Source organism: Trujillonella endophytica, from assembly GCF_900110555.1.
Classification (GTDB): domain Bacteria; phylum Actinomycetota; class Actinomycetes; order Mycobacteriales; family Geodermatophilaceae; genus Trujillonella; species Trujillonella endophytica.
Genome location: NZ_FOEE01000002.1, coordinates 254854 through 279525 on the forward strand (window position 1 = coordinate 254854; position 24672 = coordinate 279525).

Genomic DNA, 24672 nt, shown 5'->3' on the forward strand with positions numbered 1-24672 from the left:
TGCGGACCGGGCCAGGATACCCGCGGAACGACCCCCGGAACCCGGCTCGCCCGAACGGGTCAGCGGCCCTCGTACGTGGCCTGCCCCGGCCCGTCGGTGAGGAACGAGGCCACCGCCCCGCGCAGGTCGGCGGTGCCGAACAGCGGGCCCGACACCTGGGGCGTGATCGCGTCGGCCGCGCGGACGCCGTCGCGCGCCGCCGTCCCCACCAGGCGCTTGGTCGCCGCGTGCGCCACCGTCGGTCCGGCGGCGAGCCGCGCGGTGAACGCGCGGGCCGCGTCGGCGAACCCCTCGTCGGGCAGCACCCGGTTGACCACGCCCCACCGCTCGAGCTCCGCGGCCGGGTAGCGCTCGCCGGTGTAGACGAGCTCCCGGGCCCGCGCCGGGCCCGCCCGCTCGGCGAGGCGCTGCGGCCCGCCCATCGACGGCGTCAGCCCGACGACGATCTCGACCAGCCCGAAGGAGGCCCGCTCGGCGGCCAGCAGGAGGTCGCAGGCCAGCGCCAGCTCGAACGCGGCGGTCAGGGTCAGGCCGTGCGCGGCGAACACCGTCGGCACCGGCAGCTCCTCGAGCGTCTGCGCGACCCGCAGCAGCCGGGCCCACAACGCCGTCCCCTGGCCGACGGGGTCGGGGCCCTCGGCGATCGCCCGGAAGGCGTGGACGTCGACCCCGCCCGAGACCACCCGGCCACGGGCCTCCAGCAGCACGGCGCGGGCGCGGTCGGGTCGCCCGGGCGCGGTGAGCTCCTCGAGCTCGGCGACGGCCCGCTCGAAGCCGGCGAAGACGCTCTCGTCGAACAGGTTCAGCGGCGGTGCGTCCAGGACGACGACGGCGACGTCGCCGTCCCGCTCGACGCGCACGGGGCTCTCGCTCATCCGGCCACCCTGACACCCCCGGTGCCGTGCCGCAGCGGCCGGTGCCGCGGTGCACCGCGGCGCCGGCCGCGACAGCGCGGCACTCGCCCGGCTCAGCCGGGCGGCCAGCGGAGGTCGCGGCCGCCGAGGACGTGCAGGTGCAGGTGGTCGACCGACTGGCCGGACTGCGGGCCGGTGTTCGTGACCACGCGGTAGCCGGGCTCGATGCCCCCGTCGGTGACCAGGTCCTCCTGCCGCGCCACGTCCGCGGCGGCGCGCACCACCGCGCCCAGCAGGTCGGGGTCGGCCGCGGCCAGCGCGCCGAGGTTGCGGTGGTGGGCCTTGGGGATCACGAGCACGTGCGTGGGCGCCTGCGGGTTGATGTCCCGGAAGGCGAGCGTGCGGTCGGTCTCGTGGACGACGTCGGCCGGGATGTCGCCCGCGACCATGCGGCAGAACAGGCAGTCGGTCACGACGACCACCCTAGGTCGGGTTGATCATCGGCGAGTGGCTGCCCGACACGCAGGGGGCGGTAGCCGTCTGCCGATGATCACGGGGCGCTCCGGACGTCAGGCCCAGCGGGTGCGCAGGCTGACCGCGGCGAGCGCGGCGGCGCCGGCCGTCGAGGTGCGCAGCACCTCCGGGCCCAGGCGCGCGGGCTCGGCACCGGCCGCGCGGAACGCCAGCACCTCACCGTCGGTGAGGCCTCCCTCGGGGCCGACGACGATGACGACGGTGCCCCGCCCCGGCACCTCGACGGTGGAGATCCGCGCGCGGGCCTGCTCGTGCAGCACGATCCCCAGGTCGGCCTCGGCCAGCTCGCCGCAGACGTCGCGGGTGCTGGCCAGGTCGGCGACCTCGGGCACCCGCGCCCGGCGGGACTGCTTGCTGGCCGCGTGCGCGGCCGACCGCCACTTGGCGACGCCCTTGGCGATCCGGTCCTCGCGCCAGCGCGTGACGCAGCGCGACGCCGCCCACGGCACGATCCGGTCGACGCCGAGCTCGGTGGCCAGCTCCACCGCCAGCGGGCCCCGGTCGCCCTTGGGCAGCGCCTGCACCAGCACCAGCCGGGGCTCGGGCCGCGGCACCTCGAGCCGGGTCTCCACCCGGACCCGCAGCCCGTCCGGGCCGGCGGCGGCGACCTCGCCCTCGGCGATCGTGCCGCGCCCGTCGCCCACCCGCACGCGCTCGCCCGGGGTCAGCCGCAGGACGTCGACGGCGTGCCGACCCTCCGGGCCGCCGACCAGCAGCTCAGCGCCCTCGGGCAGCTCGTCGAGCAGGAACAGGGGGGCGCCGTCGAGCTCCGGCAGGCGCGCTTCGGTGCTCATGCCTTCGGTGCCTCGGTGCTCATGACCTACTTCAGCACGTCCCGCAGCCGGGAGAACAGACCGCCCTGCCCCTCCGAGGTGGACCCGGGGCGGTCCTCCCCGCGCAGCACGGCGAGCTCGCGCAGCAGCTTCTCCTGCTCGGCGTCCAGGCGCGTCGGGGTCTCCACCTCGACGTGCACCATCAGGTTGCCCCGGCCGGTGGCCCGCAGCCGCGGCGCGCCGCGACCGCGGAGGGTCAGCACGGTGCCCGACTGCGTGCCGGGGCGGATGTCGACGTCCTCCTCGCCGTCCAGCGTGGTCAGCGAGAGCGTCGTGCCCAGCGCGGCCGCGGTCATCGGCAGGGTGACCCGGCAGTGCAGGTCCTCCCCGTCGCGGGTGAACACCGGGTGCGGGCGCTCGTCGATCTCGACGTACAGGTCACCGGCCGGACCGCCACCGGGGCCGACCTCGCCCTGGCCGGTCAGCCGGATCCGCATGCCGTCCTCGACGCCGGCCGGCACCTTCACGGTGATGGTCCGGCGGGCCCGGACGCGCCCGTCGCCGCCACACGTGAAGCAGGGCTCGGGGATGACCTGGCCGGTGCCCTCGCAGGTCGGGCACACCCGGCTGGAGACCACCTGGCCGAGGAAGGAGCGCTGCACGCTCTGCACCTCGCCCCGGCCCGCGCAGGTGGTGCAGGTCGTGGGGTGGGTGCCCGGCGCGGTGCCGGCGCCGGCGCAGCCCTCGCACAGGACGGCGGTGTCGACGGTGATGTCCTTGGTGGTGCCGAACACCGACTCGTCGAGGTCCAGCCCCAGCCGGATGAGGGCGTCGCCGCCGGCCCGGGTGCGGCTGCGCGGGCCGCGCGCACCCATGCCGCCGCCGAAGAAGGCGTCCATGATGTCGCCCAGCCCGCCGAAGCCGGCGTTGCCGAACGGGCTGCCGCCGCCGCCCCCGCCGCCGTTGTCGAACGGGTCTCCGCCCAGGTCGACGATGCGGCGCTTCTCCGGGTCGGTCAGCGCCTGGTAGGCCTTGCTGACCTCCTGGAAGCGCTCCTTGGCCCCGGGGTCGGGGTTGACGTCGGGGTGCAGGTCGCGCGCGAGCCGGCGGTAGGCCTTCTTGATGTCGCTGTCGGACGCGCCGCGGGTCAGGCCGAGGACGCCGTAGTAGTCGGTTGCCATGGGAGGGGTCTCAGCCTCAGCTCTCGGCCAGCAACTGGCCGACGTAGCGGGCCACGGCTCGGACCGCGGCCATGTTCGTTGGATAGTCCATGCGGGTGGGGCCGACGATGCCCAGGCCACCGAGCGCCCGGTCGGGCGACCCGTACCCCACGGAGACGACGGAGGCGCCGGTGAGCGCCTCGTGCGCGTTCTCCTCGCCGATGCGGACGACGACGGTGCCGCCGGTGTCCACCTCGCTGATCAGCTTCAGCACGACGACCTGCTCCTCGAGGGCCTCGAGGATGGGGCGCACGGTGCCGGGGAGGTCCAGGGCGGTCCGGGTCAGGTTCGCCGTCCCGCCGACGACCAGGCGGTCCTCCCCCGGCTCGACCAGCGTCTCGACCAGGGCGGCGCTGACGGCGGCCACGAGCGGGCGCAGGTGCAGTGGAGCGGTGTCGACCAGGTCGGGCACCTTGCCCCCGGCGTCGGCCAGCTTGGCGCCGGTGAAGGCGGAGTTCAGCAGCGCCCGCAGTTCGGCGACGCACTCGGCGTCGACGTCCACGGGGCACTCGACGACCCGCTGCTCGACGCGGCCGGTGTCGGTGATCAGCACCAGCAGCAGCCGCGAACCGGCGACCTGGACGACCTCCAGGTGGCGCACGGCGCTGCGCGACAGCGTCGGGTACTGGACGACGGCGACCTGCCGGGTCAGCTGCGCCAGCAGCCGGACCGTGCGGCCCAGCACGTCGTGCAGGTCGACCGCGCCGTCGAGGAACTTCTCGATGGCCTTGCGCTCGGCGCCCGACAGCGGCTTGACCGCGGAGAGCCGGTCGACGAACAACCGGTACCCCTTGTCGGTGGGCACCCGCCCGGCGCTGGTGTGCGGCTGCGCGATGTAGCCCTGCTCCTCGAGCACCGCCATGTCGTTGCGGATGGTGGCGGGCGAGACGCCGAGATCGTGCCGCTCGGCGAGGGCTTTGCTGCCCACGGGGTCGTTGGTGGAGACGAAGTCCTGGACGATCGCCCGCAGCACCTGCAGGCGCCGTTCGTCGTGCGCCATGGAACACCTCCCCGGACCGGTCGACGCCCGTGCGAGGAGGCCGCAGCACCCGCTCGGCGAGCTTCGTCGCACCATCGGCTGGGCTGGCACTCGCACGGGCGGAGTGCCAAACCAGCATACGACCGCGGGCCCCGTCCGTCGCGCGGCTCGCGCGGAGCCCCGCAGCACGGTCCGGCGGAGCGGAGGGAAGGGCGGCGCGGACGGACGAGCCGACCGACGAGCCGACCGTGGACCGGCGGCGGCGGGCCCGGACGGCGGTCGATAGGCTGGCCTGCGGTCGCGACAGTCGCGGGACGGTCCGGACGGAGGTCGGTTCCCTGATCTTCAAAGCGGTGCGCGAGGGCCGCCCGTATCCCGAGCACGGCATGTCGACCAAGGACTGGGCGATGATCCCGCCGCGGCAGATCCGGCTGGACACCCTGGTCACGACCAAGCGCGAGCTCGCCCTCGACGCCCTCCTCGCCGACGACTCCACCTTCTACGGCGACCTGTTCCCGCACGCCGTCCTGTGGCACGGCGAGATGTACCTCGAGGACGGCCTGCACCGGGCGCTGCGGGCCGCGCTGCAGCAGCGCACCGTCATCCACGTGCGGGTGCTCGACCTCGACGCGCTGATGCCGGCCGAACCCGCCCGCTGAGGCCGCCCGCCGCTCAGCCCTCCGGAGGCCGGCCGTGCCGCGCCGCGTACCAGTCGCGGTAGCCCGCGACCGCGGTGGGCAGGGTGGGGAAGACCCGGTCGGCGCCGATCCGGTCGACCAGCCCGGCGGCCTCCAGCCACACCCGCAGGTCCTCCTTGACCCGGGCCATCGCGAGGACGACGCCCCGGCGCGCCAGCTCCTGGCGGAGCTCCTCCAGCGCGTCGAGCGCGGTCAGGTCCACCTCGACGTTGGACTCGGCGTTGAGCACGAACCACTCCGTGGGCGTCGCTGCGTCGTCGACGGCCGCCAGCGCCCGGGCCCGGAAGTCCTCGGCATTGGCGAAGAACAGCGGCGAGTCGTAGCGGTAGACCACCAGGCCGGGCAGGAGCCGGGCGTCGGGATGGTCGTCGACGTCGTGCATCCCGGCGAGCCCGTCGACGAAGCCGAGCACCCCGTCGTGCGGGCGGGCCACCCGGCGCAGCAGCTCCGCGACCGACAGCCCGACCGCGACGAGGACGCCGGGCAGGACGCCGAGCACGACCACGCCGACCGTCGTGGCCAGGGCCAGCAGCAGCTCGCTGCGGCGGAAGGAGGCGAAGCGGCGGAACTCGCCGAGGTCGACGAGCGACAGCGCGGCGAAGACCACGATGGCCCCCAGCGCGGCGGTCGGGAACGTGCCCAGCGCCGGGCCGAGGAACGTCACCGCCAGGACGACCGTGGCCAGCGCGACGAGGGAGTGCAGCTGGCTCCGGCTCCCCAGGGCGTCGCCGATCACGGTCCGGCTGCCGCTGCTGCTCACCGGGAACCCCTGGGCGAGTCCGGTGCCGAGGTTGACCACCCCGAGGGCGAGCAGCTCCTGGTTGGCGTCGACGCGGTAGTGGTTGCGGTCGGCGAAGGCGCGCGAGGTGAGCACGTTGTCGGAGAACCCGACCATCGCCACCCCCAGCGCGGGCAGCACCAGGGCGGTGAGGTCGTCGATCGCGACGGGGGGCCAGCCCGGCGTCGGGAGGCCGGCCGAGATCTCCCCCACCCGCCGGACGCCGTGCTCGGTCAGCGAGAAGGCGGCCACCGCCGCCGAGGCGGCGACGATGCCCACCAGCGGCGCGGGCACCCGGGGCAGCCACCGGTGCAGGACCAGCAGCAGGACCAGGACGCTCGCGCCGAGCAGCGCCGTCGGCCCGTGCAACCGGTCCAGGCCGCCGAGGAAGGACCGCAGCTCCTCCACCACGCCGTCCCCGGAGACCGGCACGCCGGTCACCCGCTCGAGCTGGCTGACGATCATGAGCACGGCGATCCCGGCCATGTAGCCGACCAGCACCGGCTTGGACAGCAGGTCGGACAGGAAGCCGATGCGGGCGGCCCGGGCCAGCAGGCACACCACGCCCACCACGATCGCGAGGGCCGCCGCCAGCGCCGCGTAGCGGGCCGGGTCCCCTCCGGCGAGCGGGGCGACGACGACGGCGGTCATCAGCGCCGTCGTCGACTCCGGGCCGACGGACATCTGCCGGGAGGACCCGAACACGGCGTAGAGCAGCAGCGCCACGCCGATCGCCCACAGACCGGACAGCGGCGGCAAACCGGCGACGGCGGCGTAGGCCATCACCTGCGGGACCAGGTAGGCGGCCACGCCCACGCCGGCCACCACGTCCGGCCGCAGCCAGCCGCGCTCGTAGTGGCGCAGCCGGTGCAGCCCGGGGACGAACCGCCAGGCCCCCGGCGCCACCGCGGGGCGGGCGTGGGTCACGGGCGGTCATCCTGCCGTGGCCGGCGCCCGGCGGGTCGGTCCCTGGGCTCGCGGCGCGCTCCGTTCAGTCGAGGGTCTTGAGGTGGCCGCCGGCGTCGCAGTTGATGAACTGGCCGGTCAGGTACTTCGAGGCGTCGGAGGCCAGGAACAGCACGAGCTCGCTGACGTCCTCGGGCTCGATCCAGGGCACCGGCATCTGCTGCAGGGTCGCCATCGCCGGGGCGGCGTCCTCCCTGGTCGGGTTCTCCAGGTCGGGCCGGAAGATCCGGTAGAGCCCGTCGTTCTGCAGCAGGTCGGTGTTGCAGTTGGTCGGGTGGACGCCGTTGACGCGGATGAACTCCTTGGCCACGGCGGCCGCCGTCGCCTGGACGAACGGCACCAGCGACCGCTTGGCGAGGGTGTAGGCGCTGCCGCTCTCGCCGATCCCGCCCTTGAGCAGGGCCGCCAGCGAGCCGGTGACGATCACCGATCCGCCGCGCGGCAGGTGCGGCAGCCCGGCCAGCACGGTGTTGATCACGCCCACCAGGTTCACGTTGAGCACGTCGATGTAGTGCTGGCGGGTCTGCTCGGCCGCGTACGAGGCGATGCCGGCGTTGGCGCAGATGACGTCGACCTTGCCCAGTTCGGCGATCCCGGTCTCGAACGCCGCGGCCATGGCGTTGGGGTCGCGGACGTCGGCCACGATCTTCACGGCGCGGCGGTCGAGGGCCTCGACCGCCTTGACGGTCTGGTCGAGCTCCTCCTGGGTGCCCATGGGATAGCCGACCGTGTCGTAGTCCTGGCAGAGGTCGACGGCGACGATGTCGGCGCCCTCCTGCGCGAGGCGGATCGCGTGGCTGCGCCCCTGCCCGTGCGCGGCTCCGGTGATGAACGCGACCTTGCCCTCGACCCGTCCTGCCATGTCGGAGTCCTCTCCTGGTGCACCCGCGGGACCCTCGGCCCCGCCGGACGGTCGGCCCGTCCTGTGCCGCACCTAACACGGCTCCGGTCGGTTCGGTCCAGAACGACGTTCCCGCTATTAGTCGGTGAGCTCCCGGACGACGGCGTCGGCGAGCAGCCGGCCCCGGTCGGTGAGGACGGCGCGGCCGGCGGCGTGCGCCGCGCCGTCCAGCAGCCCCCGGACGACGGCGTCGGCGGCCCGCAGCCGACCCGCGGGGGACAGCCGCGTCAGCCGCAGCCCGTCGCGCAGCCGCAGGCCGAGCATCACGGCCTCGAGCGCGCGGTCGTCGTCGTCCAGCAGCTCGGAACCGGCGGCCGGGCTCTCCCCCGCCGCCACCCGCGCCGCGTGCGCGGCCGGGTGCTTGACGTTCCACCAGCGCAGGCCGCCGACGTGGCTGTGGGCGCCGGGACCGACGCCCCACCAGTTGGCGTTGGCCCAGTACAGCTCGTTGTGCCGGCAGCGGGCCGCCGGGCCGGTCGCCCAGTTGGAGACCTCGTACCAGTCGAGACCGCCCCGGCGCAGGGTGGCGTCGGCCTGCTCGTAGCGGTCGGCCAGCACGTCGTCGTCGGGCATCGGCAGCTCGCCTCGGGCGATCCGCCGGGCCAGCCGGGTGCCCTGCTCGACGATGAGCGCGTAGGCGCTGACATGGTCGACGGGCGAGGAGAGGACGACGTCGAGGGAGGCGGCCCAGTCGGCGTCGGTCTCCCCCGGCGTGCCGTAGATCAGGTCGAGGTTGACGTGTTCGAAGCCCGCGGCCCGCGCCTCGGCGGCGGCCTCGGCGGCCCGGCCCGGGGTGTGCCGGCGGTCCAGGACCGCGAGCACGTGCTCGGCGGCCGACTGCATCCCGAGACTGATCCGGGTGAAGCCGCCCGCGCGGAGCCGGGCCAGCGACGCCGGCGTGACCGACTCGGGGTTGGCCTCGGTGGTCACCTCGACGTCGGCGGCCACCGGGAACAGCTCGCGGACGGCGGCCAGGACGGCGACCAGGTCCTCGGCCGGCAGCAGGGTCGGGGTGCCGCCGCCCACGAAGACCGTCGACACCTCCGGCCGGTCGGGGCCGAGCTCTTCGGCGGCGCGGCGCAGCTCCGCGACCACGGTGCCGGCGTACTCGGACCGGTTCGCGCCCGGGCCCAGCTCGTCGGAGGTGTAGGTGTTGAAGTCGCAGTAGCCGCACCGGGTCGCGCAGAACGGCACGTGCACGTACAGCCCGAACGGGGTGCTCGACAGCCCCTCGCGCGCCGACCCGGGCAGCGAGAAGGGTGCCGCCGGCGGGGCGGGCAGCAGGGGCAGGGCGGTGTCCATCTGCGACCAGTGTGCCGCGCCGCGCGGCGGCGCCCGGCAGGATCGGCCTGTGACTCCCGACCGCGTGCTCCAGGTCTCCGTCGAGGGGGGCGTGGCGCGGCTGACCCTCGACTCCCCCGCCAACCGCAACGCGCTGTCGCGCGCGCTGCTCGCCGGGCTGCGGAGCGCGATCGACGACGCCGTGGCCGACGACGCGGTGCGGGTGCTCGTCCTCGACCACACCGGGCGGGTCTTCTGCTCCGGGATGGACCTCGCCGAGGCCGCCGGCACCGGCAGCGGCGACCAGGGGGTGCACGCCTTCCCCGACCTGCTCACCGCCCTGTGGCACTCCCCCAAGCCGGTGCTGGCCGCGGTCCGGGGCCCGGCCCGGGCGGGGGGCATCGGGCTGATGGCCGCCTGCGACGTCGTCGTCGCCGGGGCCTCGGCGACGTTCGGGATCAGCGAGGTGCGCGTCGGGCTGGTGCCCGCCGTCATCTCCGCGGTGCTCGCGCCGCGGATGACCCCGCACCTGCTGCACCGGCTGGCGCTCACCGGCGAGGTGTTCGGCCCCGACCTCGCGGAGCGGGCGGGCCTGGTCGACCTGGTGGCCCCCGACGGCGAGGTCGACGCCGTGGTGGCGGCGCAGGTCGCCGCGCTCGCGGCCGGGGCGCCCGCCGCGCTCGCCGAGACCAAGCGGCTGCTGCGTGCCGGCGGCCTGCGCGGGTCGTTCGACGACCTGTCGGAGATCTCCGCCCGGTTCTTCGCGAGCGAGGAGGGTCAGGAGGGCATCGCGGCCTTCCGGCAGAAGCGCCCGGCCCGCTGGGTGCCCTGACGCCGGGTCAGTCGTCCACCACGGCGGCGTCCAGTCCCTCCTCGGGTTCGGGGTACCGCGGATCCATCGCCTCGAGGGTGTCGGCGATGGTCCGGGCGATCACGAGGTTGCGATACCACTTGTTGTTCGCCGGGACGACGTACCACGGCGCGTACTCGGTCGACGTGGTGGCGATCGCCTCCTCGAACGCCGTCATGTACGCGTCCCAGTGCCGGCGCTCCCGCAGGTCGTTGGCGGAGAACTTCCACCGCTTGTCGGGGTCGGCGAGCCGGCTCTCCAGCCGCCGCTTCTGCTCGTCCTTGGAGATGTGCAGGTAGAACTTCAGCACCGTGACGCCGCTGAGGGTGAGCGACTGCTCGAACTGGTTGATCACCGCGTACCGCGGCCGCCAGACGTCCTCGGGGACCAGCCCCTTCACCCGCACCACGAGCACGTCCTCGTAGTGCGAGCGGTTGAAGATGCCGATGAGGCCGCGGGACGGGACGCGCTGGTGGTAGCGCCAGAGGAAGTCGTGCGCGATCTCCTCGGCGCTGGGCGCCTTGAACGACCAGACCTGGCAGCCCTGCGGGTTCACCCCCTGGAAGACGTGCTTGATCGTGCCGTCCTTCCCGCCGGTGTCCAGGGCCTGGAGCACGAGCAGCAGGCTGCGCCGGTTCTCGGCGTACAGGCGCGACTGGAGTTCCGCGATCCGGTCGCGCGTGCTCTCCAGTTCCGGGAGGACGTCCTTCTGCTTCGCGTAGTGCTCGGACTCGTCCGGGTCGACGTCGGCCAGTCGCACGCCCTCCCCGGGCTCGACCCGGTACCGCGGGTAGTCCGGCTCGGGGGGCGATCCGGTCACACCGAGCCGCTCCGGCCGGGTCACCCGCGCCTCCTTCGCGGTGGCGTCCGCGGCCGCCTTCCGCGTCCGCTGCGACGCGGCTGCGGCCGCCCGCTTGCTCCTGCTCCCGTCGGCCATGCCGCCCTCCCTGACGCCCCGGCCCCGCCTCGTCCCGGCCGCTGCCGGGTGGAGTGCTCCCGTACCCGCTCGGCGCGCGCCCGATGCCCGAGGGCTCAGGCGAGCAGCAGCCGCACCCACGCATCGGCCAGCCAGGCGGCGTAGCGGTCCGCGGGCCACCCGCGGTCGTCGACGAGCAGCGCCCGGTACTCGGCGGAGTTCATGCTCCAGACGACGTCGGCGACCTCGTCGTCGGTCAGGTCGGCGCGCAGCTCGCCGGTGGCCCGCAGGTCGGCGGCGAACAGCCGCATGTTGGCCGCCCGTCGGGCGTTGATCTCCGCCCGCAGGGCGGCGCACCCGGCGTCGGTGCGCGCCGCCTCGGCGAGCGCCCGGTGCACGGGGGCCATCCGGACGCCGATCTCGGCGACCGCGGCGGCGTAGATCCCGATCTTCTCCCGGCCCGTACCGGCCGCCCGGACCCGGCGGACGTAGTCCCGCTCCGCCGCCGGCACCACCTCGTCGGTGCCCGACAGCGCCGTCTCCAGCACCTCGCGAAGCAGCTGCGGCTTGCGCCCCACCGCCGCGTAGACGGTGTCGACGGCGACCCCCGCCGCCTCGGCGACGGCCGCCACCGTGGTCGCCGCGAACCCCCGCTCGCCGAACAGCTCGCGGGCCGCCCGCAGGACGGCCCGCCGGGTCGCCGCCGCCTGCTCGGTCCGGGCCGGGGACGTGTACCGGCGACGGGCCGGGGGTCCCTTGACGGCGTCGCTCACGAGGGGCACGGTACCGGTATTCGTCCGAAGGTGGTTCGGACCGAATCTGGAGGGCCGCCATGACCTACGCCTACATCCAGGACGTCCCCATCGACGCCGAGCTGTACGGCCGGATCCTCGAGCACCTCGGCGAGGAGCCGATGGAGGGGCAGCTGCTGCACCTGTGCGTGCGGCGACCCGAGGGCGGGCTGCGCTACATCGACGTGTGGGAGTCCGAGGGGCACTGCGCCCGCGCGTTCGACGAGCGCATCCACCCGGCCGTCGACGCGGCCTTCGGTGGGCACCGGCCGCCGGGCGAGCCCACCGTCACCCGCCTCGACGTCGTCGACGTCCGGGGCGCGGCCATCGGGGTGCGGACCTGACCGCCGCCACCCTTGCCCGTCCGCGTGCGGGCGCGGACCCTGCGGGGATGACCGCACCGGAGGACGCCCGCACCCGCTTCCGCTCGCTGCCCGAGCCGGTGCGCCCCGAGGACACGGTGGAGTCGCTGGACACGTCGACCCTGCCGGTGCCCGACGAGGGGGACGACCGCGACCAGCTGCTCCGGCACGTCGGCGGATAGAGCTCAGCGCAGCCGGCGGGTCGCGTCCGGCAGCCGCTCGGTGACCCCGCGCCCGTCCAGCCACTCCATCAGCGGGACGGCGACCCGGCGGCTGGTGCCCCAGGCCGTGCGGGCCTGGCCGAGGGAGAACGGGGCGGGCAGCCGCGCGAGCCGGTCGCGGGCCACCCGCTCGATGCCCGGCGCGAGGTGCACGCCGTCGGCGATGCGCACCAGCTGACCGTCCCGGACGGCGGCGGCGAGCTCGCGCGGCCCCAGGCCGGCGGAGGCCAGCTGCTCGGCGTCCGGCGCCGCGAACGGATCGTCGGCCAGCCGGGCCCGGATCGCGTCGACCGCGCGCTGCACCGCCGGCGGCAGGCCCGCCGCCGGCGCGGCGACGCGGCCCTCGCGCAGCACCAGCGGCGGGCGGACGACGGCGCGGACCAGCTCGTCGTCGGGCAGGTCGAGCTCGCGGCGGACGACGGCGACCGGCGGCCCGGCCTCGAGCGGACGCGCGGACCGGTGGGCGGCCACCACCGACGGCAGCGCCGCGGCCAGCTCGTCGAGCAGGCCCGGGGCCGCCAGCCACGGCCCGACCCGGTCGGCGCCCGGCGGCACCGGCCACCCCATCGCGGCGAAGTCGGCCGCCCGCACGACCCGGCGGCGGGCCAGGTCGGCCGCGGCCCCCGCGGATCCGGCCGGGGCGGTGGCCAGCTCGGCGCCCCGCTGCCGGGCGGCGCCGCGGCGGCGCAGCTCCGGCGGGGCGACGTCGCGGACGTCGGCACCGAGCACGCGGCGGGCGCCGGGATCGCGCAGCAGCAGGCGGTCGCCGATCCGCAGCGGCAGCGGCGCGGACAGCTGCAGCCGCACCGCCGTCCCCCCCAGGGGACGAACACGGGCCGCGACGGCCGCCGACCCGACGTGCACCACCAGCTCGGCCGGCAGCCGCCCCTCCGGCGCGCCGGTCAGGGTGACGTCGACGAGGCCGGTGGAGCGGAAGGCCCCCGGGGTCAGCAGCGCGTCCCCCCGGGAGAGCTCCTCGACCGCGACCCCGCGCAGGTTGAGCGCCACGCGGGCGGTGGCGGCGGCCCGCGGCACGGGCTCGCCCAGCGCGTGCACGCCGCGCACCCCGACCTCGCGCGCACCGAGGGCCAGCCGGTCCCCGGCGGCGACGGTGCCCGCGCCGAGGGTGCCGGTCACGACCGTGCCCGCCCCGGAGATCGGGAACGCCCGGTCGATCCAGAGCCGGACCGGCGCGGCGGCATCCGGTGCGGGGAGGCCGGCCAGCAGGGCCTCCAGGGCGGCGGCCAGCTCGGGGACCCCGGCGCCGGTGACGCCGCTGACCACGACGCCCGGCACCGCGCCCATCGACGTCCCGGCGAGCCGCTCGGTCGCATCGGCGAGCACCGGAGCGGGATCGGCCAGGTCGGCCTTGGTCACCGCCAGCAGGGCGTGGCGGACGCCGAGCGCGTCGAGGACCGCGACGTGCTCGGCCGTCTGTGCCGACCAGCCGTCGTCGGCGGCGACGACCACGAGCGCCGCGGGCACCGGGCCGACACCCGCGAGCATGTTCCCGACGAACCGCTCGTGCCCGGGGACGTCGACCACCGCCACCCGCCGCCCCGACGGCAGCGTCGTCCAGGCGAAGCCGAGGTCGATGGTCAGCCCGCGGCGGCGCTCCTCCTCCCACCGGTCGGGCTCCATCCCGGTGAGCGCGCGGACGAGCGTGGACTTGCCGTGGTCGACGTGCCCGGCGGTGGCGATCACGTCCATGCGCGCCTCGTCACCGCCCGGCCGCCGCCAGCACGGCGGTCGCGAGCGCCTCGTCGTCCTCCGGCGGCACGCTGCGCAGGTCCAGCAGCGTGCGGCCGCCCTCGACGTAGCCGACGACGGGCGGCGCGCCCGCCCGCAGCGGCCCCGCCAGATCCGCCGGGAGGGAGACCGCGGCGGAGGGCAGCGGATGCTCCGGCGCCCCTCCCCCGCCGACCCGGGCCTCGCTGTCGACCGCCGCGGCGTCGACCCCGGCGGCCGCCAGCCGCGCGGCCAGTGCCGCGGCCCGGGCGCGGAGCCCGGCGAGGTCGGCGGCGAGCATCCGGCGCACCGGCGGCAGCGGTCCCCGCAGCGTCGCCTCCAGCGCCGCGAGGGTGGTCTTGTCCACGCGCAGCGCGCGGTAGAGGGGGTGCCGGCGCAGCCGCTGGATCAGGTCCGCCCGGCCGAGCACGAGCCCGGCCTGCGGGCCGCCGAGCAGCTTGTCGCCGCTGGCCAGGACGAGGTCGGCGCCGTCGGCCAGGGTGGTCTGCAGGTCCGGCTCGTCGGGCAGCGCGGGCTCCGGCGCCGGCAGGCCCGACCCGACGTCGGCGACCAGCGGCACGCCGGACCCGGCCAGCGCCGCGGCCAGTTCGGCGACGGGCACGGCCCGGGTGAAGCCGCGGACGACGAAGTTCGACGGGTGCACCTTGAGCACCGCGCCGGTGTCGGGCCCGAGCGCACGGGTGTAGTCCTCCGCGGTCACCCGGTTCGTCGTCCCCACCTCGCGGAGCCTGGCGCCGGTGGACTCGAGGAGCTCGGGGATCCGGAAGCCGTCCCCGATCTCGACCAGCTCGCCCCGCGCGATCACCAGCTCGCGGCCCTGGCCGAGGGCCGTGGCGGCCAGGGCGAGCGCGGCGGCGCAGTTGTTGACCACGAGCGCGGCGCCGGCGGCGGGGACGGCGGCGCGCAGCGCGGCGAGCGCGGCCTCGCCCCGGGGACCCCGGCGGCCGGTGCGCAGGTCCAGCTCGACGTCGGTGGTGCCGGCCGCCGCGGTGAGCGCCGCGACCGCCGACAGGGACAGCGGGGCCCGGCCCAGGTTGGTGTGCACGAGGACGCCGGTGGCGTTGAGGACGGGCCGCAGGCTCGCGGCGGTGTCGGGCAGGGCGGCGAGGACCTCGGCGACGGCGTCGGCGGGGGCCAGCCCACCGGCCCGGATCCGGGCCTGCACGGTGCGTACCGCCTCTCTCACCAGATCGCGACCGAGGCGCTCGACGGCGGGCACGATCTGCCCGTCCGCGAGCAGCGTGTCGGTGCGCGGCACCTGCCGGCGCGGGTCGGCACTCATCGACTGCGGAGCGTAGGCGCCGGGCCGGGGGGCGGCCCGGCGCCGGCCGGCTGGCGGAGGCGGACGGGAATCGAACCCGCCTGACCGAGGTGCTCGGCCACGTCGGCTTTAGAGGCCGCGGGGGCCACCAGGCGCCCTGACGCCTCCGGCCACGACAGTACTTGCCAACGCGTTCTCGGCGTGTCGCCCGGCGTGTCGCAGGAACACGGTTCGCCACTCGGCGTCGCACCACCAGAACTGTCGGTGGCCGGTGCCAGCATCCCCGATGTGAGCCGCCGCACCGAGCCCCGCCACTCCGCGACGCTGCCTCCGGTCGCCCTGACCCCCGAGGAGGCCGCCGCCGTCGCCGTCGCCCTCGCAGCCGGGCCCGACGGCCCCTATGCCGACGCCGGTCGCGGCGCACTCGAGAAGGTGCTCGCCGTGCTGGAGCCCGATCCGCAGCGCCGCGCGCAGCTGCTGGCCACCAGCCTGTGGGTGAGCGCCGAGGCGGGCCGCTCCGCCGAGCTGCGGGCGACCGTCGAGCGGGCCGTGACCCAGCGCCGGGTGGTCGTCCTGCACTACCGCGACGGCAAGGGCCGGGCCGGCCGGCGGGAGGTCGAGCCGCAGCTGCTCACCCGCAGCAGCGACCACTGGTACCTCGTGGCCTGGTGCCGCGAGCGGCAGGCGCCGCGCTGGTTCCGGGAGGACCGGATCGAGTCGGTCGAGCTGACCGGCGAGGCGGCGCCGCGCCGCGACCCGGGCATCTTCGGCGCCCCGTCCACCACCCACCCCGCCGGCCGGGCGCTCGGCCGCGGCGCCACCGCACGCGTGCCCGCCGCGCGGGAGCCGGTGGCCGAGACGCTGCCCCCGCGGCTGCGCGTGCTGCAGGGCGGCCGGGAGGGCTGATGACGGGCCCCGTCCTCCTCATCCCTCGCACTCTCGGGACGAGCCTCTGGACGGGGCCTGCGGCAGGCCGTCGGACACCACGGCCACATAGATTCAGCTGGTGACCAGCGCGCCCGCCCGCATCCGGCTCACCCAGTACGCGCACGGCGGCGGCTGCGCCTGCAAGATCCCGCCCGGCGAGCTGGAGCAGGTGGTCGCCGGGCTCGGCCTGGGCGGCCCCGCCTCACCGGCCGCGGAGCTGGTGGTCGGCCTCGACGACGGTGACGACGCCGCGGTGGTGCGCCTCGCCGGCGGCCAGGGCATCGTGCTGACGACCGACTTCTTCACCCCGGTCGTCGACGACGCGTTCACCTTCGGCCGCATCGCCGCCGCCAACGCGCTCTCCGACGTGTACGCGATGGGCGGCACCCCGGTGGTGGCCGTGAACCTGCTCGGCTGGCCCCGCGACGTGCTCCCGGCCGAGCTCGCCGCCGAGGTGCTCCGCGGCGGCCTCGAGGTGGCCCACGAGGCCGGCTGCCACGTGGGCGGCGGCCACTCGATCGACGACCCGGAACCCAAGTACGGGATGGCGGTCACCGGGGTGGTCGACGTCGACCGGATCATCACCAACTCCGCGGCCGTGGCCGGCACCCCGCTGTCGCTCACCAAGCCGCTGGGCGTCGGCGTGCTGAACAGCCGGATGAAGGCCACCGGCGAGGTGTCGGAGGAGGCCGTCGCGTCGATGACCGCGCTCAACCGCGACGCCGGCCGGGCCGCGGTGGCCGCCGGCATCCGGGCCGGCACCGACGTCACGGGCTTCGGCCTGCTCGGCCACCTCTACAAGATGGCCCGGGCCAGCGGGGTGACCGCGGTGGTCGACGCGGCCGCCGTCCCCTACCTGGCCGGTGCGCGGGAGGCGCTCGCCGCGGGCCACGTGTCCGGCGGCACCCGGCGCAACCTGGACTGGGTGCGCCCGCACACCGACCTGTCGGCGGTGGGCGAGGGCGAGGCGCTGCTGCTCGCGGACGCGCAGACCTCGGGCGGCCTGCTGCTGGGCGGCGAAGTGGCGGGGGCGCCGGTGATCGGCGAGTTCGTGCCCCGCGGGGAGCACGTCGTCGTCGTCCGCTGACAGCCGCGAGATTCCCGGGCAATTTCGCGCTACTGCCCCGGGGCAACTTCGCACCTCGCCCCGGGGCAATTTTGCGCTTCCGCCCCGGGGCAATTTCGCGCTTCTGCCCCGTGCAACTTCGCGCTTCCGCCCCGGGGCAATTTCGCGCTTCTGCTCGGTCGGGGGGCGAGGACCCGCGTCGCTGCTGGTCGGGGCCTCGGCTAGCGTCGCGAGCATGCTGGCTGCCTTCGTCTCGACCCCGTCCCCGGAGGACCCGCTCTCGGTCCTGGAGATCGGCGACCGCCCCGATCCCGAGCCCCGCGAGGGCTGGACGACGGTGCAGGTCAAGGCCGTCTCGCTCAACCACCACGACCTGTTCAGCCTGCGCGGCGTGGGGCTGCCGCAGGAGCGGATGCCGATGATCCTGGGCACCGACGCGGCGGGCGTGGACGAGGACGGCAACGAGGTGGTCGTGTCCGGCGTCGTCGTCGGCACCCCGGGCTGGACCGGCGACGAGACCCTCGACCCCAAGCGCACGCTCTTCTCCGAGCTGCACCAGGGCACCATGGCCGAGCGGGTGGTCGTGCCTCGCCGCAACCTGCTGCCCAAGCCGGCGGAGCTGACGTTCGGCGAGGCCGCCTGCCTGCCGACCGCGTGGCTGACCGCCTACCGGATGCTGTTCGTGAAGTCCGGTCTCCGCCCGGGGCAGACCGTGCTGGTGCAGGGCGCCAGCGGCGGCGTCGCGACCGCGCTGGTGGTGCTCGGGCGGGCCGCCGGGCTGCGGGTGTGGGTCACCGGCCGCAGCGAGGACAAGCGCAGCGCCGCGCTGGCGCTCGGCGCCGACCAGGCCTTCGAGTCCGGTGCGCGGCTGCCCGAGCGGGTGGACGGCGTCATGGAGACCGTCGGCGAGGCGACCTGGTCGCACAGCGTCAAGTCGCTCAAGCCCGGCGGCGTCATCGTCACCTCGGGCGCGACGACCGGCTTCAACCCGGGCGCCGAGCTCAACCGCGTCTTCTTCACCCAGCTGTCGGTGATCGGCTCCACGATGGGCACCCGCGACGAGCTGGCCGACCTCATCGCGATGTGCCGGACGACCGGTGTCCGGCCGCAGATCGACGTCGAGCTCCCGCTCGGCGAGGCCCGCGAGGGGTTCGCGCGCATGCTCGAGGGCCGCACGAACGGGAAGATCGTCTTCACCCTCTGACCGACGGAGGCGTCGTGATCGCACGGACGTGGCGCGGCTGGGTCCGCACCGACGATCGCGACGCCTACGTGGCCTACGTCGAGGAGACCGGGATGGCGCACTACCGCCGGACCCCGGGCAACCGCGGCGCGCACCTGCTCACCCGTGACCTCGGCGACGGCCGGACCGAGGTCCTGACGTTCAGCCTCTGGGACTCGCTGGACGTGATCGCGGGCTTCGCCGGCGCCGACATCTCCCGCGCCGTCTTCTATCCCGAGGACGAGCGCTACCTGGTCGACCGCGAGGTCACCGTCAACCACTACGAGGTCCACGAGCCCGCCTGACCGGGCACCCTCCCCCGCGCCCGCTGTCGGACGGCACCCCCCTTCGTGTCAACGTGCATTGACACGGCCGACCGACGCAACCTAGGTTGACAGCCATGGCGGACACGGTGGCGGTGGCGGCAGCAGCCGCCGACGACGACCCGGCCGTGGGCCTGCGTGCCGTCCGGTCGCTCCGGGTGCTGGTGGAGCGGCTGGAGGCCCTGCAGGTCGCACAGGCCCGGAGTCGGGGCTGGACCTGGGAGCAGATCGCCCACCTGTTGGGCGTGAGCCGCCAGGCCGTGCACAAGAAGCACGCGAGCGGTCGCGGGCCGCTCCGGCGGAAGGACTGAGCATGTTCGAGCGATTCAGCCAGGAAGCACGCGCGGCGGTGGTCGGGGCCCGGACGGAGGCCCACCGCCTGCACAGCGAGCGCATCGGCACCGAGCACCTGCTCCTCGCCCTCCTCGACCGGCCCACCCCCACCTCCGCCGTGCTCGCCCGGCACGGGCTCACCCGGGAGGCCGTCACCGCGGCGGTGACCCGGCTGGGCGGCGACCTGGACGCGCAGGCGCTGGGCACCTTCGGCATCGACCTCGACGCCGTGCGGGACCGGGTGGAGGCCACCTTCGGCCGCGGCGCGCTCGACCGGCGCCCGGGCGACAGCTCCGCCGGCGGGCACCTGCCCTTCGACCGGCAGGCCAAGAAGGTCCTGGAGCTCTCGCTGCGGGAGACCCTCGCGATGCGGCAGAAGACGATCACCGACGGGCACATCGCCCTCGGCCTGATCCGGGAGGGCCAGGGGCTCGCGACGGCGGTGATCGCCGACGGCGACGTCGACCGCGCGCAACTGGCCCGGGAGATCAGGACCGCGCTGCTGACCTGACCACGGCGGGCGTCCTTCCCCGGATCACTCCGGTGCGGAAGGCTGCGGGTGTGCCACTCGCGCCGGGGGACGTCTTCGCCGGTTACACCATCATCCGACCCCTGGGCACCGGCGGGATGGGCGCGGTGTACCTGGCCCGCCACCCACGGTTGCCCCGCACCGACGCGCTCAAGGTGCTGCGGCCCGAGCACTCCGCCGATCCGGACTTCGCTCGCCGCTTCGAGCGGGAGGCGGACCTGGTGGCACGCCTGGCGCACCGCAACGTCGTCCCCGTGCTCGACCGCGGCGAGCATGCCGGGCAGCTGTGGCTGTCCATGCGCTACGTCGAGGGGATGGACGCCGAGCAGGCACTCGCCGAGGCCGGCGGGCTGCTGCCGCCGGAGCGGGCCGTGCGCATCGTCACCGGCGTGGCGGCGGCGCTCGACGCCGCCCACCGCCACTCGCTCGTGCACCGCGACGTGAAGCCGGCGAACGTGCTGCTGGCCCCGGGCGACGACGACGAGCCCGAGCAGGTGTTCCTCACCGACTTCGGGATCGCCAAAGCGCTCGACGGCGGAACCTCGCTGACCCGCACCGGCATCGTCGTCGCGACCTTCGAGTACGCCTCCCCCGAGCAGTTCGAGGCCAAGCCGCTGGACCCCCGCTCCGACGTCTACTCGCTGGGCTGCCTGCTGTACCGGCTGATCGCCGGGAGCGTCCCCTTCCCCGGGCACTCGGTGGCCGCGGCGCTGCACGGCCACCTCGCCCTGCCCCCGCCGCGGCCGACCGCGATGGCCCCGTGGCTGCCCCCCGGCCTGGACGACGTCGTCGTCCGCGCCATGGCGAAGGACCCGGCCGACCGGTTCCCCACCTGCCGGGCCCTGGCAGTCGCCGCCGTCGCCGCGCTGGACGACCTCCCCCCCGCGCCCGCGCCGCCCTACCGGGTGGCCGTGTCCACGGGCGGAGTCACCACCGGTCCGGTCCGGACCGACGGGCTGTCGGCCGCCGAGACCGACCGCCTGGTCGCGCTCGTCCGCCGGACCCGCTTCTTCGGGCTGCCGGCCAGCCTGCCGGTCGACCCCTCCGGCGAGACGACCCGGTCGACGATTCCCGCCCGGCCGGTGACGCTGGAGATCGCCACGGGCGCGGGGGTGCACCGGGTGAGCGCCGACCTGGCCGACCCGCGCCGCCCCCCGGACCTCGACGAACTCGTCGCCCTCGTCGAGTCGGCCGCCCGGCGCACGGCCGGGGGGCCGCCGCCTGCGACCACGGTCCATCCACCGGCCGCGGTGACCGTGGTCGGCGCGCCGACCGGCCGGGAGTCCGCCGTGCACCGCACCGGCCCCCTGCCGCCCCCGCCGCCGGTGTCGGGGGCCGCCTACCTCCCCCGGCCGGCGCCCACTCCTCCGCCGGCGGCCACTCCCCCTCCGGCGGCCCCTCCGACGTACGTCCCAGCAGCTCCACCGGCTGCCCGACCCCCGGCCGCCCTCCCGTCCGCGCGTCCGTCCCGCCGGAACCGGTGGATCGTCGCGGCGGTGGCCGTCGTCGCCCTCGCCGGCGCCGGCGGGGCGGTGCTCCTGCTGGACGGCGACGACCCGGGCGACCCGGCGGCCACCGGGAACGGTGCCGGCGCGAGCACCTCCGCCTCCGGGACGGCGGAGCCCGTCCTCCCCACCGGCGCCCCCCTGGCCGACGACCTCCTCGTGCAGCCCCGGGACGTCGGCGGGGAGGTGGACCTGCACTCGGTGGACTCGGCCACCGGGGAGACGGCGAACTTCCTGACGACGGCGGCCGGGCCCGACGTCGATCCGGTGGTCTCGCCGGACCGGCGCACCGTGGTCTACCGGCACGAGACCAACGGCGGCTCGGAACTGCGCGCCGTCGCGAGCGACGGGACCGGGGACCGGCCGCTGTTCGACCCGCCGCTGGAGAACTGCCCGGAGCCGGGCCGCCCGGCCTGGAACCCGGCGGACCCGCACCTGCTGGCCCTCACCTGCACCGCCGGGAACACGACGACCCTGCTGCTCGCGGGCCTGGACGGCACGGTGCAGGAGCTCGACCCCGGCCGGGCGTACATCGGCGACCTCGCGTTCGGCGCGGACGGCACGCGGGTCGTGTACTGGGGCACCGACACCCCCGGCCGGGACGGCGGCGAGCTTTTCGCACTGCCGATCGACGGCTCGGGTCCCGCCGAGCAGCTGACCGAGTCCGGCCCGGGCATCGACGCCGACCCCTCGGTCTCGCCCGACGGGACCCGGATCGCGTTCCGCCGCGAGGCCGAGGACGGGAGCCGGGAGATCTATGTCCTGGCCGTGGACGACGGCAGCCTGACGCGCCTGACCGAGGGCTGGTTCGAGCAGGACCCGATCTGGTCGCCCGACGGCACGCAGATCGCCTTCAAGAGCAACCGCACCGGCCCGCAGGGAGAGGGAACCGACCACCTGTGGGTGATGACCGCCGACGGCGAGGACCTCACCCAGCTCGCCACCGACGACGCCGAGGCCGACGGCTACGCGCCGGCGTGGGGGCGGCGCTGAGGCTCGGCCGGCGGGTACCTCAGCCGGCGTGGGCGACCCGGGCAGCGATGCGGCCGGCGATCCTCTCGCGGGTCCGCTCGGGGAGCACGGGGACGGCGGGCGCCAGCTCGGGCAGCCGCTGCTTCTGCGTCGTGTAGGCGCGGAACGCCGTCCCGACGGTGACGCCGTGCGCGGGCCGGTCGATCACCTCGACGTCGTCCCCCGCGCCGATCTCGCCGGTCTCGAGCACCCGCAGGTAGGCGCCGGGGGCCCCGTGCACGGTGAATCGCCTGACCAGCTGCGGCACGCCCCAGAAGCGCTCGAAGTTGGCGCACGGGATGCGGCAGTCGGTGACCTGCAGCAGCGCGGTGCCGACCCGCCAGCGCTCGCCGAGGACGGCGCCGGTGAGGTGGAGCCCGGCGGTGCGGAGGTTCTCGCCGAAGCGCCCCGGCGGCAGCTCCCGGTCGAGCTCCGCGGCCCACCAGTCGGCGTCCTCCTGGGCGTAGGCGTAGAGCGCCTGGCCCTCGCCGCCGTGGTAGCGGCGGTTGACCTGGACGTCGCCGTCCAGACCGAGCGGGTGGACGGCGACCCGGCCGGGCACCGGCCGCTTGTCGATGCCGGTGCGCTGCGGCTTGCGCTCGGGGACGGACGGGAGGTCCGTACCCGAGACGCAGACGGCCTCGAGCCGGCCGCTCACTTCTTGGAGGCGGTGGACTCGTTGGTGGAGAGCGCGGCCACGAAGGCCTCCTGGGGGACCTCGACGCGGCCGACCATCTTCATCCGCTTCTTGCCCTCCTTCTGCTTCTCCAGCAGCTTCCGCTTGCGGGTGATGTCACCGCCGTAGCACTTGGCGAGGACGTCCTTGCGGATGGCGCGGACGGTCTCGCGGGCGATCACCCGGGAGCCGACGGCGGCCTGGATGGGCACCTCGAACTGCTGCCGCGGGATGAGCTCGCGCAGCTTGCCGGCCATCATCACGCCGTAGCTATAGGCCTTGTCCTTGTGCACGATCGCGCTGAAGGCGTCGACGGCCTCGCCCTGCAGCAGGATGTCGACCTTGACCAGCGAGGACTCCTGCTCGCCGGCCTCGGAGTAGTCGAGGGAGGCGTAGCCGCGGGTCTTGGACTTCAGCGCGTCGAAGAAGTCGAAGATGATCTCGCCGAGCGGCAGCGTGTAGCGCAGCTCGACGCGGGACTCGCTCAGATAGTCCATGCCCCCCAGCTGGCCGCGGCGGCCCTGGCAGAGCTCCATGATCGCGCCGGTGTAGTCACTGGGGGCGATGACCGTGGCGTTGACGATCGGCTCGTAGACCTTGTCGATCTTGCCCTCGGGCCAGTCGCTCGGGTTGGTCACGGTGATCTCGCTGCCGTCCTCCATGACCACGCGGTAGACGACGTTGGGCGCGGTGGAGATGAGGCTGATGCCGGCCTCGCGCTCCAGCCGCTCGCGGACGATCTCCAGGTGCAGCAGGCCGAGGAAGCCGACGCGGAAGCCGAACCCGAGCGCCGCGGAGGTCTCCGGCTCGTAGGTCAGGGCGGCGTCGTTGAGCAGCAGCTTGTCCAGCGCCTCGCGCAGCAGCGGGTAGTCGCTGCCGTCGATGGGATAGAGGCCGGAGTAGACCATCGGCTTGGGGTCGCGGTAGCCGCCGATCGACTCGGTGGCCGGCTTGTGCTGCAGCGTCACGGTGTCGCCGACGCGGGACTGCCGGACGTCCTTCACTCCGGTGATGAAGTAGCCGACCTCGCCCACGCCGAGGGAGGTCACGGGCTTGGGCTCGGGCGAGATGACACCGATCTCGAGCAGCTCGTGGGTGGCGCCGGTCGACATCATCTTGATCTTGTCGCGGGCGGAGATCCGGCCGTCGACCACCCGCACGTAGGTGATGACACCGCGGTAGATGTCGTAGACGGAGTCGAAGATCATCGCGCGCGCGGGCCCGTCGTCGGCACCCGTGGGCGCCGGGATCTCGGCGACGATGCGGTCGAGGAGCTCCGGCACGCCGACGCCGGTCTTGCCGCTGACCCGCATCACGTCGTCGGGCTCGCAGCCGATGATGTGCGCGATCTCCTCGGCGTACCGCTCGGGCTGGGCGGCCGGCAGGTCGATCTTGTTGAGCACCGGGATGATCGCGAGGTCGTTCTCCAACGCCAGGTACAGGTTGGCCAGTGTCTGCGCCTCGATGCCCTGGGCGGCGTCGACGAGGAGCACGGCGCCCTCGCAGGCGGCCAGCGACCGGGACACCTCGTAGGTGAAGTCGACGTGGCCGGGGGTGTCGATCATGTCGAGCACGTACTCGGTGCCGCCGGCGCTCCACGGCAGGCGCACGTTCTGCGCCTTGATCGTGATGCCGCGCTCACGCTCGATGTCCATGCGGTCGAGGTACTGGGCGCGCATGTTGCGCCCCTCGACCAGGCCGGTCACTTCCAGCATCCGGTCGGCCAGCGTCGACTTGCCGTGGTCGATGTGGGCGATGATGCAGAAGTTCCGGATCAGGTCCGGGTCGGTGGCAGCGGGAGTCGTCACAGTGGGCCCATCGTCCCATGCCGCCTCCGGAGCGGGAGCGCCTTCCCGGCAGCGCGGCGTGGCCGGGTGCTTTCCGGTGCCCGTGGGCGATGTGGGGCGATCGCCGCGGCGCTGGTATCTTGGGTGGCCGGTCCGTGA

25 protein-coding genes and 1 tRNA gene are annotated in these 24672 nt (G+C 75.3%); 11 read left to right on the forward strand and 15 right to left on the reverse strand.

Annotated features, from left to right (window positions below; translation table 11 throughout):
- Positions 1 to 59: 59 nt before the first annotated feature.
- The 5 genes from BMY88_RS04155 to hrcA form a co-directional block, all read right to left on the reverse strand.
- On the reverse strand, positions 60 to 875 hold the full coding sequence (locus tag BMY88_RS04155; protein WP_091940485.1) for an enoyl-CoA hydratase/isomerase family protein: 816 nt from the start codon (positions 873 to 875) through the stop codon (positions 60 to 62).
- A 92-nt stretch (positions 876 to 967) separates the two neighbouring features.
- Positions 968 to 1327: a histidine triad nucleotide-binding protein gene (locus tag BMY88_RS04160; RefSeq protein WP_211435485.1), complete on the reverse strand. Its 360-nt coding sequence runs from the start codon at positions 1325 to 1327 to the stop codon at positions 968 to 970.
- Positions 1328 to 1423: 96 nt separating this feature from the next.
- Positions 1424 to 2182: a 16S rRNA (uracil(1498)-N(3))-methyltransferase gene (locus BMY88_RS04165; RefSeq protein WP_091940487.1), complete on the reverse strand. Its 759-nt coding sequence runs from the start codon at positions 2180 to 2182 to the stop codon at positions 1424 to 1426.
- Positions 2183 to 2208: 26 nt separating this feature from the next.
- Positions 2209 to 3342 carry a molecular chaperone DnaJ gene (gene dnaJ, locus BMY88_RS04170; protein ID WP_091940489.1) on the reverse strand — a complete coding sequence of 378 codons (1134 nt, stop codon included), beginning with the start codon at positions 3340 to 3342 and terminating at the stop codon, positions 2209 to 2211.
- Between the two features lie 16 nt (positions 3343 to 3358).
- Entirely contained in the window at positions 3359 to 4381 is a 1023-nt protein-coding gene (hrcA, locus tag BMY88_RS04175) for a heat-inducible transcriptional repressor HrcA (RefSeq protein WP_091940491.1), read from the reverse strand.
- 227 nt (positions 4382 to 4608) lie between these two features.
- Here hrcA and BMY88_RS04180 point away from each other — a divergent pair, with 227 nt between their 5' ends.
- Complete coding sequence (locus BMY88_RS04180) at positions 4609 to 5019, forward strand: type II toxin-antitoxin system VapB family antitoxin (protein ID WP_428978304.1); 411 nt, start codon at positions 4609 to 4611, stop codon at positions 5017 to 5019.
- 13 nt (positions 5020 to 5032) lie between these two features.
- Here BMY88_RS04180 and BMY88_RS04185 read toward each other — a convergent pair whose 3' ends face one another.
- The 3 genes from BMY88_RS04185 to hemW all read right to left on the reverse strand — a co-directional run bounded on the left by BMY88_RS04185 (position 5033) and on the right by hemW (position 9005).
- The gene (locus BMY88_RS04185) at positions 5033 to 6763 is read right to left on the reverse strand and encodes a SulP family inorganic anion transporter (protein ID WP_211435486.1); all 1731 of its coding nucleotides are present in this window, start codon (positions 6761 to 6763) and stop codon (positions 5033 to 5035) included.
- 64 nt (positions 6764 to 6827) lie between these two features.
- Positions 6828 to 7664 carry a mycofactocin-coupled SDR family oxidoreductase gene (locus tag BMY88_RS04190; RefSeq protein WP_091940493.1) on the reverse strand — a complete coding sequence of 279 codons (837 nt, stop codon included), beginning with the start codon at positions 7662 to 7664 and terminating at the stop codon, positions 6828 to 6830.
- A gap of 117 nt (positions 7665 to 7781) precedes the next feature.
- Positions 7782 to 9005: a radical SAM family heme chaperone HemW gene (hemW, locus tag BMY88_RS04195; protein WP_091940495.1), complete on the reverse strand. Its 1224-nt coding sequence runs from the start codon at positions 9003 to 9005 to the stop codon at positions 7782 to 7784.
- Positions 9006 to 9054: 49 nt separating this feature from the next.
- On the opposite strand from hemW, the gene BMY88_RS04200 reads away from it, so the two are divergent.
- Positions 9055 to 9816, forward strand: coding sequence for an enoyl-CoA hydratase-related protein (locus BMY88_RS04200; protein WP_091940497.1), 762 nt, complete (start codon positions 9055 to 9057; stop codon positions 9814 to 9816).
- Positions 9817 to 9823: 7 nt separating this feature from the next.
- Here BMY88_RS04200 and BMY88_RS04205 read toward each other — a convergent pair whose 3' ends face one another.
- Both BMY88_RS04205 and BMY88_RS04210 read right to left on the reverse strand, forming a co-directional pair.
- Positions 9824 to 10771, reverse strand: coding sequence for a polyphosphate kinase 2 family protein (locus tag BMY88_RS04205; protein WP_091940499.1), 948 nt, complete (start codon positions 10769 to 10771; stop codon positions 9824 to 9826).
- Positions 10772 to 10866: 95 nt separating this feature from the next.
- Positions 10867 to 11523, reverse strand: a complete 657-nt coding sequence (locus BMY88_RS04210; RefSeq protein WP_091940857.1) for a TetR family transcriptional regulator — start codon at positions 11521 to 11523, stop codon at positions 10867 to 10869.
- A gap of 59 nt (positions 11524 to 11582) precedes the next feature.
- Here BMY88_RS04210 and BMY88_RS04215 point away from each other — a divergent pair, with 59 nt between their 5' ends.
- Entirely contained in the window at positions 11583 to 11885 is a 303-nt protein-coding gene (locus BMY88_RS04215) for a hypothetical protein (protein ID WP_091940501.1), read from the forward strand.
- Positions 11886 to 11932: 47 nt separating this feature from the next.
- Entirely contained in the window at positions 11933 to 12085 is a 153-nt protein-coding gene (locus BMY88_RS23700; protein WP_170860960.1) for a hypothetical protein, read from the forward strand.
- Positions 12086 to 12088: 3 nt separating this feature from the next.
- Here the strand turns inward: BMY88_RS23700 and selB are convergent, their stop codons facing one another.
- The 3 genes from selB to BMY88_RS23705 all read right to left on the reverse strand — a co-directional run bounded on the left by selB (position 12089) and on the right by BMY88_RS23705 (position 15302).
- On the reverse strand, positions 12089 to 13834 hold the full coding sequence (gene selB / locus BMY88_RS04220; protein ID WP_091940503.1) for a selenocysteine-specific translation elongation factor: 1746 nt from the start codon (positions 13832 to 13834) through the stop codon (positions 12089 to 12091).
- 10 nt (positions 13835 to 13844) lie between these two features.
- Complete coding sequence (gene selA / locus BMY88_RS04225) at positions 13845 to 15155, reverse strand: L-seryl-tRNA(Sec) selenium transferase (RefSeq protein WP_091940504.1); 1311 nt, start codon at positions 15153 to 15155, stop codon at positions 13845 to 13847.
- Positions 15156 to 15206: 51 nt separating this feature from the next.
- Positions 15207 to 15302, reverse strand: a tRNA-OTHER gene (locus BMY88_RS23705).
- A 120-nt stretch (positions 15303 to 15422) separates the two neighbouring features.
- Between BMY88_RS23705 and BMY88_RS04230 the strand changes: the two genes are divergently transcribed.
- The 7 genes from BMY88_RS04230 (at position 15423) to BMY88_RS04260 (ending at position 22032) form a co-directional block, all read left to right on the forward strand.
- A complete protein-coding gene (locus BMY88_RS04230) occupies positions 15423 to 16040 on the forward strand; it encodes a helix-turn-helix transcriptional regulator (RefSeq protein ID WP_170860961.1) in 618 nt (205 codons plus the stop codon).
- Between the two features lie 100 nt (positions 16041 to 16140).
- On the forward strand, positions 16141 to 17148 hold the full coding sequence (gene selD, locus BMY88_RS04235) for a selenide, water dikinase SelD (RefSeq protein WP_170860962.1): 1008 nt from the start codon (positions 16141 to 16143) through the stop codon (positions 17146 to 17148).
- Between the two features lie 214 nt (positions 17149 to 17362).
- Entirely contained in the window at positions 17363 to 18331 is a 969-nt protein-coding gene (locus tag BMY88_RS04240; RefSeq protein WP_091940508.1) for a zinc-binding dehydrogenase, read from the forward strand.
- A 14-nt stretch (positions 18332 to 18345) separates the two neighbouring features.
- Positions 18346 to 18654 (forward strand): hypothetical protein, encoded by a 309-nt coding sequence (locus BMY88_RS04245; protein ID WP_170860963.1) that lies wholly within the window; start codon positions 18346 to 18348, stop codon positions 18652 to 18654.
- Positions 18655 to 18749: 95 nt separating this feature from the next.
- Positions 18750 to 18983: a helix-turn-helix domain-containing protein gene (locus BMY88_RS04250; RefSeq protein WP_091940509.1), complete on the forward strand. Its 234-nt coding sequence runs from the start codon at positions 18750 to 18752 to the stop codon at positions 18981 to 18983.
- Positions 18984 to 18985: 2 nt separating this feature from the next.
- Positions 18986 to 19516, forward strand: a complete 531-nt coding sequence (locus BMY88_RS04255) for a Clp protease N-terminal domain-containing protein (protein WP_091940511.1) — start codon at positions 18986 to 18988, stop codon at positions 19514 to 19516.
- A 50-nt stretch (positions 19517 to 19566) separates the two neighbouring features.
- The gene (locus BMY88_RS04260; protein WP_091940513.1) at positions 19567 to 22032 is read left to right on the forward strand and encodes a protein kinase domain-containing protein; all 2466 of its coding nucleotides are present in this window, start codon (positions 19567 to 19569) and stop codon (positions 22030 to 22032) included.
- 19 nt (positions 22033 to 22051) lie between these two features.
- On the opposite strand, the gene BMY88_RS04265 is transcribed toward BMY88_RS04260, so the two are convergent.
- Both BMY88_RS04265 and lepA read right to left on the reverse strand, forming a co-directional pair.
- Positions 22052 to 22708 carry an MOSC domain-containing protein gene (locus BMY88_RS04265; protein WP_091940515.1) on the reverse strand — a complete coding sequence of 219 codons (657 nt, stop codon included), beginning with the start codon at positions 22706 to 22708 and terminating at the stop codon, positions 22052 to 22054.
- The gene (gene lepA, locus BMY88_RS04270; protein ID WP_091940517.1) at positions 22705 to 24534 is read right to left on the reverse strand and encodes a translation elongation factor 4; all 1830 of its coding nucleotides are present in this window, start codon (positions 24532 to 24534) and stop codon (positions 22705 to 22707) included. Before lepA ends, BMY88_RS04265 begins: the two co-directional genes overlap by 4 nt.
- Positions 24535 to 24672: the final 138 nt, after the last annotated feature.

Excerpts from the sequence above, each read along its gene's own strand:
- BMY88_RS04250 (WP_091940509.1), top strand. The coding sequence starts at position 18,750 with ATGGCGGACACGGTGGCGGTGGCGGCAGCAGCCGCCGACGACGACCCG.
- BMY88_RS04240 (WP_091940508.1), top strand. The coding sequence starts at position 17,363 with ATGCTGGCTGCCTTCGTCTCGACCCCGTCCCCGGAGGACCCGCTCTCG.
- BMY88_RS04165 (WP_091940487.1), bottom strand. The coding sequence starts at position 2,182 with ATGAGCACCGAAGCGCGCCTGCCGGAGCTCGACGGCGCCCCCCTGTTC.
- hrcA (WP_091940491.1), bottom strand. The coding sequence starts at position 4,381 with ATGGCGCACGACGAACGGCGCCTGCAGGTGCTGCGGGCGATCGTCCAG.
- BMY88_RS04205 (WP_091940499.1), bottom strand. The coding sequence starts at position 10,771 with ATGGCCGACGGGAGCAGGAGCAAGCGGGCGGCCGCAGCCGCGTCGCAG.
- hemW (WP_091940495.1), bottom strand. The coding sequence starts at position 9,005 with ATGGACACCGCCCTGCCCCTGCTGCCCGCCCCGCCGGCGGCACCCTTC.
- dnaJ (WP_091940489.1), bottom strand. The coding sequence starts at position 3,342 with ATGGCAACCGACTACTACGGCGTCCTCGGCCTGACCCGCGGCGCGTCC.
- selB (WP_091940503.1), bottom strand. The coding sequence starts at position 13,834 with ATGGACGTGATCGCCACCGCCGGGCACGTCGACCACGGCAAGTCCACG.
- BMY88_RS04215 (WP_091940501.1), top strand. The coding sequence starts at position 11,583 with ATGACCTACGCCTACATCCAGGACGTCCCCATCGACGCCGAGCTGTAC.
- BMY88_RS04255 (WP_091940511.1), top strand. The coding sequence starts at position 18,986 with ATGTTCGAGCGATTCAGCCAGGAAGCACGCGCGGCGGTGGTCGGGGCC.
- BMY88_RS23700 (WP_170860960.1), top strand. The coding sequence starts at position 11,933 with ATGACCGCACCGGAGGACGCCCGCACCCGCTTCCGCTCGCTGCCCGAG.
- selA (WP_091940504.1), bottom strand. The coding sequence starts at position 15,155 with ATGAGTGCCGACCCGCGCCGGCAGGTGCCGCGCACCGACACGCTGCTC.
- BMY88_RS04190 (WP_091940493.1), bottom strand. The coding sequence starts at position 7,664 with ATGGCAGGACGGGTCGAGGGCAAGGTCGCGTTCATCACCGGAGCCGCG.
- BMY88_RS04155 (WP_091940485.1), bottom strand. The coding sequence starts at position 875 with ATGAGCGAGAGCCCCGTGCGCGTCGAGCGGGACGGCGACGTCGCCGTC.